At 68.5% G+C, this 6723-nt stretch carries 4 protein-coding genes; 1 reads left to right on the top strand and 3 read right to left on the bottom strand.

Going from position 1 to position 6723, the window contains the following annotated elements; translation table 11 throughout:
• Positions 1 to 31: 31 nt before the first annotated feature.
• The 3 genes from VMJ70_15175 to VMJ70_15165 all read right to left on the bottom strand — a co-directional run bounded on the left by VMJ70_15175 (position 32) and on the right by VMJ70_15165 (position 5421).
• A complete protein-coding gene (locus tag VMJ70_15175; GenBank protein ID HTO92472.1) occupies positions 32 to 1723 on the bottom strand; it encodes a right-handed parallel beta-helix repeat-containing protein in 1692 nt (563 codons plus the stop codon).
• A gap of 264 nt (positions 1724 to 1987) precedes the next feature.
• Positions 1988 to 4207 carry a 1,4-alpha-glucan branching protein GlgB gene (gene glgB, locus VMJ70_15170; protein HTO92471.1) on the bottom strand — a complete coding sequence of 740 codons (2220 nt, stop codon included), beginning with the start codon at positions 4205 to 4207 and terminating at the stop codon, positions 1988 to 1990.
• Entirely contained in the window at positions 4204 to 5421 is a 1218-nt protein-coding gene (locus tag VMJ70_15165) for an ATP-grasp domain-containing protein (GenBank protein ID HTO92470.1), read from the bottom strand. The genes glgB and VMJ70_15165 overlap by 4 nt, the downstream gene beginning before the upstream one ends.
• 148 nt (positions 5422 to 5569) lie before the next feature.
• Here VMJ70_15165 and VMJ70_15160 point away from each other — a divergent pair.
• Positions 5570 to 6723, top strand: a 1154-nt coding sequence (locus VMJ70_15160; protein ID HTO92469.1) for a serine/threonine-protein kinase, incomplete at its 3' end; no start/stop codon positions are given.

The raw sequence follows: 6723 nt of genomic DNA, 5'->3' as shown, positions 1-6723 counted from the left end.
AACTATCGCGTTGACTTAGGGTCGCTCCATATCACCTGACGAACACCACGCGCACCGCGCGCGCCCCGTTGGGAGCCACGAAGCGAGCGTGATAGACCCCGGCCGGCACCAGCCGCCCAGCGTCGTCGCTGCCGTCCCATTCGATCTCACCACGCACTGCGCCCGGCGCCAGCGTGCGCACGCGCGAGCCCAGCACGTCGTAGACCTCGACGCGATCCACCCGCTGGTAGGGATCCCACGAGAAGTGCACTGCGCGCTGCGCGGGCAGCGGCGAGACGCGCGGCGACGAGATCGGGTTCGGCGGCGGCGCCACCGCGGCCGCGGCGCCGCAGCCCTGCGGCAACGCGCCAATCAGGCCGCATCCAGGAGCGTTGAGCAGCGGCGAGCTTCCCGACAGATGAACGTCATCGAGCGGCAGATTGCAGAAGCCTGGGAGCACCGTGAGGTCGGTCCCGACCGGCGCGCAGACGCGAGAGCTGCCGGCGGTATTGCCGTACCAGTCGTTGCAGCCGAGCGCGGCGGAACCGGTCGCCGAGCAGCTGACGCCGTAGCCGATGTTGCCGTAGCCAATGTTGTTGTGAACCGGAACGCTGGCGCCGGTGACCGTGAATCCGTTGCCACCGTTCAGGTAGGAAGTGTTCTGCAGCGCTTCGTCGACGCCGGCGATCGCCATTCCATCGGCCCCCGAACGGCCGACGACGTTGCTATCGGCCGCGCCGCCGCTCGAGTTGACCACGATGCCGCGGTGCGTCGAGTTGAGCACGGTGTTGGCGTTGCATGCATAGCCGGAGGTGATCTCGATGCCGTCGTCGCCGGAGCGCAGCACGGTATTGCCGCGCACCCAGGAGAGCGTGGTGGAGTGGATGCCGTCGCCGGCGGCGTCTTCAATGAGGTTGTTGAACGCCGCGTGCGACCTGGCCGGCGAGCCCGGGCTGCTCAAATCGATGCCGTTGCCGCCGGCATGCACCACGACGTTGTTCTGGAAAGTCACGTTGCCCGAAGCGCCGTCGGCCTCACAGGCAGCGCTCTGGGTGTCATGCACTTCGTTGGCCGTGAAGGTTCCGGCCGAGGCCCAGATGCCGACCGTGGTTCCGGTGATGTAGTTGTGGGACACGTTCCAGCTCGCGTCGCTGCAACAGGCCCGAATGCCCCACGCGGCCGGGCCCTGGAAGTAGTTGTCGCGAATGCTGACCGCGCCGTTGGACTGCACCTGGAGGCCGCACTGCAGAAACGTGCAGCCCACCACATCCGGGTAGTAGACGGCGGCGAACACCTCGCCGCGAATGACGCAGCCATAAAGGCGCAGGCCGACGATCGCCGTGGTTGGAGTGGTGGTGAGCCCGGCGTCGAGGCGACAGTCCTCGAACGACACCAGGTCGGGCCGAAATTGCGAGGCGTTCCAGGTCACTGGGCCAGTCACTCGCATGTGTTTCACCGACACCATGCCGGCGCCCGGGGTCGGGACGTCGATGGTGATGGGGCCGAGCGTGGGATACGGTAGCGGCAGCTGCGAAGAGATGGGCGCCATCGGCGCCAGCGCCAGTGCACGCGGAATGGAAATCGGATCGAGAAAGCTCCCGTCGCGGATCAACACCGTATCGGCGCCCGAAGCGATCGCGGCCGGGACGGCCGCGTAGTTGTCGGGAACGATGGTGTGACTGGCGCTGCACCACGCCGGCCACGCGAGCAGGGCGAGGACGCCCAAGAATGGCGCGCGTCGCATGGGGATCTCCCTTTCCGGTCTCGCGCGGGCTCGCGTGGGGCGGGAGGCCTGCTCTCGGGAGTATCTGGCAACGCCGCCGTGGGGCCTCGAGCCGAGCAGTTGCCTGGCCGCGGCGTCGAACGCGAGCCGGCCGCGACAAATTTGCGGTGGGTCGCATCGCCCGTGCCACGAGCGATCGCGGCGACGTCGGGCGTCTAAGCGGCTGCGGCGTCGCTCAAGGCTGGCTCAGATGAACTTCCGCCAGCGCTTCGCGGCGCCGTCCTGTCAGGCGCGGCTGCCAGATCCGGTCTCGCGCCGCAGCCACACGGCGCCGAGCGGCGGCAGCGACAGCGCGACACTCTGCGGGAAGCCGTGAAACTCGATCGGCTCCGACTCGAGCACGCCGTTCCTCACGCCGCTTCCGCCGTACTCGGCGGCATCGGTGTTGAGCAGCTCGAGGTAGCGGCCGGGCGCCGGCACGCCGATGCGATAGGCGTGGCGCGGCACCGGCGTGTAGTTGTTGACCGCGATCACGAAGTCGTCGCGATCCTTCGCGAAGCGCAGATAGGCGAGCACGCTGTTCTCGACGTCGCGGAAGTCGATCCACTGGAAGCCATCGCTCTCGAAGTCGAGCTGATGGAGCGGCTTCTCGCGCGAGACGTGGGCATTGAGGTCGCGCACCAGCTTCTGGACGCCCTGATGCGGTGCGTGTTCGAGCAGCTCCCAGTCGAGTGGCCGACCTTCGCTCCACTCGCGCCACTGCCCGAACTCGCTGCCCATGAACAGCAGCTTCTTGCCGGGATGCGAGGCCATGTGGGCGAGCAGGAGGCGCAGGGTCGCGAACTGCTTCCATCGGTCGCCCGGCATCTTCGAGAGCAGCGAGGCCTTGCCGTGTACCACCTCGTCGTGCGAGAGGGGGAGCAGCCAGCGTTCTTGCCACGCGTACCAGATCGAGAACGTGATGCGATCCTGATTGCCGCGGCGATAGATGGGATCGAGCTTCAGGTAGTCGAGATTGTCGTGCATCCAGCCCAGGTTCCACTTGAGATCGAAGCCCAGGCCCCCGACGTGCACCGGGCGCGTGACCCCGGCCCAGGCAGTGGACTCTTCGGCCAGCGTCAGCACGCCCGGATAACGCTCGTGCACCATGGTGTTCATGGCGCGCAGGAAGTCGATGGCCTCGAGGTTCTCGACCCCGCCGAAGCGATTCGGAATCCACTCGCCCTCGCCGCGCGCGTAATTGAGGTACAGCATCGAAGCCACCGCGTCGACCCGCAGGCCATCGACGTGGAATTGCTCGAGCCAGTACGCGGCGCTCGACAGCAGAAAATCGCTCACCTGGGGGCGGCCGTAGTTGAAGATCAGCGTCCCCCACTCCTGGTGCGCGCCCTGGCGCGGATCGGCATGCTCGTAGAGATGCGTGCCGTCGAAGAACGCCAGGCCGTGGCCGTCGCGCGGGAAATGCGCGGGCACCCAGTCGAGGACGACGCCCAGCCCGGCCTGATGCGCGCGGTCCACGAACGCGCGGAAGTCGTCGGCGGAGCCGAAGCGCGAAGTGGGCGCGAAGTAACCAATGGTCTGGTAGCCCCAGGAGCGGTCGAGCGGGTGTTCCGTGATCGGCAGCAACTCAATGTGGGTGTAACCGAGATCGCGCGCGTAGGGGATCAGCTGATCGGCGAGCTCGCGCCACGACAGGAAGCGCCCGGCGTCATCGAGCTCGTCGCCCGTGCCCGAGTCGGCGGAATCGGCGACTCGCGGCCCGCGCTTCCATGAGCCGGCGTGCACCTCGTAGATCATCAGCGGGCGATCGCTCTTCTGGCGCTCGGCGCGGCTGGCCATCCAGTCGGCGTCACGCCAGGTGTAGTCGGAGAGCCGCGTCACCACCGACGCCGTGTTGGGGCGAAGCTCCGCGAAGAAGCCGACCGGGTCGCACTTGGCGCCGGTCGTTCCCTGCCAGCCCTCGATGTGGAACTTGTACAGCTCGCCCGATCCGATCCCGGGCAGGAAGAGCTCCCACACGCCGAACGGCTCGCGTTTCTGCATGGCGTTCGCACCCGGTTGCCAGCGGTTGAAGTCGCCGATGACGCTGACTTCGCGCGCGTTGGGCGCCCACACGGCGAAGCGCGCGCCGGCCACGCCATCGCGAGTGGTGAGATGCGCGCCGAGGATCTCCCACAACCGGCGATGTTCGCCACGCGCGAATCGCTGGAGTTCGAGCATCGGGATTGTCGCGCCGTGGTCGGGCAGCGGATAGGGAAGCGCGGGCGGGGGCGCCGACCTGGGCGCGGGGGCGCGCGCCGCCAGCCGGTCGAGTGCCCGAGGGATGGTCGCGGCCGCATCACCGCCCAACGAAAGCGAAAGCTCGGCGCGGTGCGCGGGCGTCTCGGTCGATTTCGGCGCGGGAGGCTTCCGCGGACCGGCCGTCTTCGCCGCCCTGGCCTTGAGCGGCTTCTCGGCCGCCGGCTTTTCGATCGAGCCGGGCTCTTTCTTCCGGCGCGGGCTCATCCGGCGATCATCCTGAGGTCGGTGCCGACGCGATCGGCGATCTCGATGCAGCGATCGAGGTCGGCGTGGCGCACGATCACCATGCCGTCGGAAATCAGCGTCTGCATCGGATCGCGACGCTGAGCGCCGATCGGCAGCAGATCCACCACCACGATGTGGGGAGCGAACTCGCTCATCAGCTCTCCCAGACCTTCGATGCGCTGGATGCGACCTTCACCCTGCGCACGTTTGAAGATCGAGGCGCAATTGTACCGCCGGGTGACCGGTTCGTGCAGCCGGCCGCGGAGCTCGACCTCGGCCCAGCCCCGGAACAGGTCGGCATCGTTGGCGAAATTCATGATGTCCACGGTGAAGGCGCCGGGCGGTCGCGCCGCGATCTCGCCGAACACCGCTTCGCCGTCGGCCTTGCGGTGCCACTCCATGTGCGTGAAGCCGGTGCGGAAGTTCATGGCCCGGAGCACGGCCTCGCCCAGCCGTCGCCCGCCCTCGAGGTAGGGCACGTCGGGATTGCGAAGGGCGACGGTTTGCGGGCTGATCCACAGCAGCTGCCGGGCGATCAGGGGCCGCGGGCGATAGGCGCAGATGTTGTGGAAGAGCATCTGGCCGTCTCCACAAATGGTGTCGAAAGTGAACTCCTCGCCCTCGATGAATTCCTCGACGCTCACCTCGGGGACGTGACGGGTCCACTCGAGCGCGGCGTTCAGCTCGGCGCGGTCGTTCACGCGATGCGTGTCCTTGGAGCCCGCGCCGGCGATCGGTTTCAGGATCGCGGGAAACCCGATGCGCTCGATCGCCGCTTCGGCCTCGGCGACGCTCCTGGCGCGGGCGTGATGCGGCACGCGGAGGCCGGCCGCTTCGAGCACCTGCTTCATGATCTCCTTGTCGCGGAACGGCACGGTTTCGGCCACCGTCATGCCGGGCAGTCCGAGCGTCTCGCGCAGTCGCGCCGCCAGCACCATGAGCGGCTCCCAGAGGCACGCCACGCGCTCGATGCGCACGCGCCGCGACAGCTCCACCACCTGGGCGACGATCGCGTCCTCATTGGCGAAGCCGCCGACGCGCACGTACATCGCCAGGTGCCGTCGCGCCTCCTCGGAGATCGCATGCTCGTGCTGGTCGCCGAGCCCGATCACGCTCGCGCCCGCCTGGGCGAGCCCGCGCGTGAATTTCGGCATCTCGGGGGGATAGCCGGGAGAAAGAAAGAGGACGTTCATGCGCGGGCCACCATGGCACGAAGCGCGTGGCTGTGCCAATGTCCGGCGGCTCGATTGGGCCGAGCCGTTCGCGGCGCCGCTCCAACCCCCGAGGCGTCGCGTCCGTCCAAGCCAGTGACGCCGTCGAATCTCGGAGCCGCCGAACCCCATGCCTCTCGAGCCCGGTGAAAAGCTTGGGCCCTACCAGATCGTCGCGCTGCTCGGGCGCGGCGGCATGGGAGAGGTCTATCGCGCGCACGATCCCCGGCTCGCGCGCGACGTGGCGCTCAAGATCGTGCCCGAGGATCTGGCCGGCGACTCGGCGCGCATGGCGCGCTTCGAGCGCGAGGCGAAATTGCTGGCCGCGCTCAACCATCCCAATCTCGGCGCCATCTACGGAATCGAGAACGTCGGCGGCCGGCCGTTCCTGGTGCTCGAGTTCATCGAGGGCGAATCGCTCGCCGTACGCATCGAGCGCGGGGCGCTGCCGATCGGCGACGCGCTCGACATCAACCGGCAGGTGGCCCTGGCGATCGAAACCGCGCACGAGAACGGCATCGTTCATCGCGACTTGAAGCCCGGCAATGTGATGGTGCGCGGCGACGGCACCGTGAAGGTCGTGGATTTCGGTCTCGCCACCAGCGGGGCGTCGGGGAGCGCCGCCGCATCGAGCTCGTCGCAATCGCCGACCTTGACGCAGCTCGGCGGCGGAGTGCTCGGCACCGCCGGCTACATGAGCCCCGAGCAGGCGCGCGGCCGAATCGTGGACCGCCGCACCGACATCTGGGCGTTCGGCTGCGTGCTGTACGAGTGTCTCTCGGGCAAACGCGCATTCGACGGCGACACCGTATCCGACGTGATCGCGAAGATCCTCGAGCGCGAGCCCGACTATTCTAGGCTGCCGCCGGGGACGCCGGCTTCGATCCGCCGGCTGATCGCCCGCTGCCTCGAGAAGGATCCATCGCGCCGGCTGCGCGACATCGGCGACGCTCGGCTCGAGATCGAGGAAGTGCTGGCGAGCCGCACCTCGTCCGGCCGCATCGACCCCGCGGCGGTGCCGCCCGGCGCTGCGCGGCCGCGATCACTTCAGGCCAATCGCATCGTGGCCGGGCTGGTGGGCGCGGCGGTGGCGGCGCTGGCGATCAAGATTCTCGGCGCGCCTCATCGCGGCGCGGAAGAAAACGGCGTCGTGCGCCTGTCGGCGGTGGCGCCGAGCGAACTGCAGGTGGGCAGAATCGTGCTCACTCCGGATGGGAAGAACATCCTCATGTTCGGGCGCCCGCGCGTCGAGCCGGGCCAGCCCGCGCCGTCCACCAACGCCTA

It is taken from the genome of Candidatus Sulfotelmatobacter sp., from assembly GCA_035498555.1.
Classification (GTDB): domain Bacteria; phylum Eisenbacteria; class RBG-16-71-46; order RBG-16-71-46; family RBG-16-71-46; genus DATKAB01.
This window is presented reverse-complemented; position numbering and strand designations above follow the sequence as displayed.

Bases quoted from the DNA above. Each gene is read 5' to 3' on its own strand.
- VMJ70_15175 (HTO92472.1), bottom strand. From the start codon at position 1,723: ATGCGACGCGCGCCATTCTTGGGCGTCCTCGCCCTGCTCGCGTGGCCG.
- glgB (HTO92471.1), bottom strand. From the start codon at position 4,207: ATGAGCCCGCGCCGGAAGAAAGAGCCCGGCTCGATCGAAAAGCCGGCG.
- VMJ70_15165 (HTO92470.1), bottom strand. From the start codon at position 5,421: ATGAACGTCCTCTTTCTTTCTCCCGGCTATCCCCCCGAGATGCCGAAA.